Annotated in this window: 1 protein-coding gene; it reads left to right on the forward strand. The window is 35.4% G+C overall.

Annotation, left to right across the window (positions count from 1 at the left end; all coding sequences use genetic code 11):
- The first annotated feature begins 344 nt into the window (after nucleotides 1–344).
- A complete protein-coding gene (proX, locus tag ACP6PK_RS18135) occupies nucleotides 345–2,339 on the forward strand; it encodes a glycine betaine/L-proline ABC transporter substrate-binding protein ProX (protein ID WP_426561431.1) in 1,995 nt (664 codons plus the stop codon).
- The last annotated feature ends 554 nt before the right edge of the window (nucleotides 2,340–2,893 follow it).

Consider the following 2,893-nt stretch of genomic DNA (forward strand, 5'->3'; position numbering starts at 1 on the left):
AAAAAGTTTGGAGCAACCAAGTATAAATTTGGAGAAAAAAAATCATTAGAGGAGCCAGTAAATTTTGTTTATTTTGAATTATTTATCTCACTACTTCATAGCTGAAACTCTAGGAGGATTAGACAATTTATTGAACCCCTTCCAATCTTATACTTTACCTCTAGATGAATAATAACTGATAACTGATAACTGAAATAACCTTGAAAAACTCTTGTTTTTCCTAGTGGTTGTGAACCACAAAAAAAGAATTTGAAGTTATGGTAGAAACAGTTGATGTACTAAAAAGTTTGGAGCAACCAAGTATAAATTTGGAGAAAAAAAATCATTAGAGGAGCCAGTAAATTTTGTTTATTTTGAATTATTTATCTCACTACTTCATAGCTGAAACTCTAGGAGGATTAGACAATTTATTGAACCCCTTCCAATCTTATACTTTACCTCTAGATGAATGGGTTAATAATTTAGTTGATTTTCTGGTTGATAACTTTCGTCCTCTATTTCAAGCTATTAGCTTACCTATTAGCGGAACTCTAGAAATAGTAAAATCGACTTTTCTAGCAATTCCGCCTTTAATTTTTCTGATAATTATTACTTTGGTAGTTTGGCAATTAGCAGGTAGAAAAATAGCTATCTATAGTTTTATAGCTCTAATTATTATCGGTTTTTGTGGAGCTTGGGAAGCAGCAATGGTTTCCCTATCTTTAATACTGACTGCCGTAATATTCTGTATGCTGGTCGGTATTCCTTTAGGTATTGTTTGTGCGGTGAGCGATCGCTTCAATAAAGTATTGCGACCTCTTTTGGATGCGATGCAGACTCTTCCGACATTCGTTTACTTAGTACCTGTAGTAATGCTCTTTGGAATTGGGGAAGTTTCTGGTATAATAGCAACTTTTGTTTTTGCAGTTCCTCCTTTAATTCGTCTGACCAACCTGGGTATTCGCCAAGTATCTCCAGAAGCAGTAGAAGCTGCACTTGCTTTTGGTTCGACTCGGCAACAAGTTTTATTAGAGGTGCAAATTCCTTTAGCTTTACCTACTATACTTGCTGGCACAAACCAAGCCATTTTATTAGCTTTATCAATGTCAGTTGTCACCTCAATGATTGGGGTAGAGGGATTAGGACAAATGGTATTGCAAGGTTTAGGTCGTTTAAATGTTGGACTAGCAGCGGTAGGGGGGTTAGGTATTGTATTAATTGCAGTAATGCTAGACCGTATTACTCAAAGTGTTAGTCAAGGTAGTGTTCAGTCTTGGCAAGACCGTGGTCCGATTGGATTTTTCCGGTCTCTTGGGTTGTCTAAACGCGATAAAGCAACTTTAGGTATAAGTATAGTGCTTGCTTTGCTAGTTGGTGCAACAGGTTGGCAATTAATGTATCAAACAAATATTAAGTCAACTGAAGAGCCACTGCCAGGAAAAGGAATAGTAGTACGTCCAACTTCTGGTTTAGAAACCTACGGTACATTTATCACAGAAATTGTAAATATTGGACTGGAAAAATTAGGCTATGAGGTAAAAAATCAAAAGCAACTAAATGTTCCAGCACTGCACATTGCTGTTAGTAATGGAGATTTAGATTTTGCTGGAACCCATTGGGAAGCTGCACACCAAGAATTTTTTGACAATAATGGTGGAGAAGAAAAGTTAGAAAGATTGGGAACTCTTATTTCTAATTCTACTCAGGGGTATCAGATAGATAAAAAAACGGCTGAAGAATACAATATTACTAATTTATCCCAGCTTCAAGACCCCAAAATTGCTCAACTTTTTGATTCTGATGGTGATGGTAAAGCAAATTTAATTGGTTGTACTGCTGGTTGGATGTGCGAAAGAATTATCAGTCATCATTTAGAAGTTTACGGACTTGAGGATACTGTCGAGCAAATTCAAGGAGATTATTCTGCCTTATTAGCAGATGCTTTAGTTCGTTATCGTCAAGGAAAACCAATTCTATTTTTTGCTTGGAAACCCCATTGGTTTGCGTCTCTCTTAAAAGAAGGGGAGGAAGTAGAATGGTTGAATGTTCCTTTCACTTCTCTAATAGGAACTATGGAAGATTTTACTGAAAAAGATACCTCTTTAAATGGCAAAAATCTTGGTCTTCCAGTTGATAATGTAAGGATATTAGCTAATAAGAAATTTGTGGAGACTAACCCAATTGCTCAACGTTTCTTTGAACAAATTGAAATTCCTTTAGACGATGTTAATCTTCAGCAGGAAAAAGTGAAAAATGGGGAAAATAAACCTATAGATATTCGCCGTCATGCTGAAGAATGGGTTGCTACTCATCAAGGGTTATTTGATAGTTGGTTAAAAGTAGCAATAGCAATAAATTAAGTTCTAGTATTGACTTAAACAATTTATTGAAAATAATCTCTTTTTGAAGAGCGATCGATTATTAGGGGTTATGTCTCCAAACCTAATCTATAACTCTTTGACAAAATTTGGAAAAATTCAGCAGTTGGAATAGTAGGATAAAATTGACAAGAGCAATTAATTTTTCCTGATTTACTCAGTAGGGGTTATGGCTCCCAACCCAATCTATAACTCATAACAATTTGACAAGAGCAATTAATTTTTCCTGATTGACTGAGTAGGGGTTAGGTCTCCCAACCCAATCTATAACTCATAGCAATTTGACAAAATTTGGAAAAATTCAGGAGTTGGAATAGTAGGATAAAATTAACAAGAGCAATTAATTTTTCCTTGTTGACTGAGTAGGGGTTAGGTCTCCCAACCCAATCTATAACTCATAGCAATTTGACAAAATTTGGAAAAATTCAGGAGTTGGAATAGTAGGATAAAATTAACAAGAGCAATTAATTTTTCCTTGTTGACTGAGTAGGGGTTAGGTCTCCCAACCCAATCTATAACTCATAGCAATTTGACAA

Origin of the sequence: Dapis hubbardiae BLCC-M172, from assembly GCF_050016015.1 — a bacterium.
Taxonomy (GTDB): Bacteria; Cyanobacteriota; Cyanobacteriia; order Cyanobacteriales; family Microcoleaceae; genus Trichodesmium.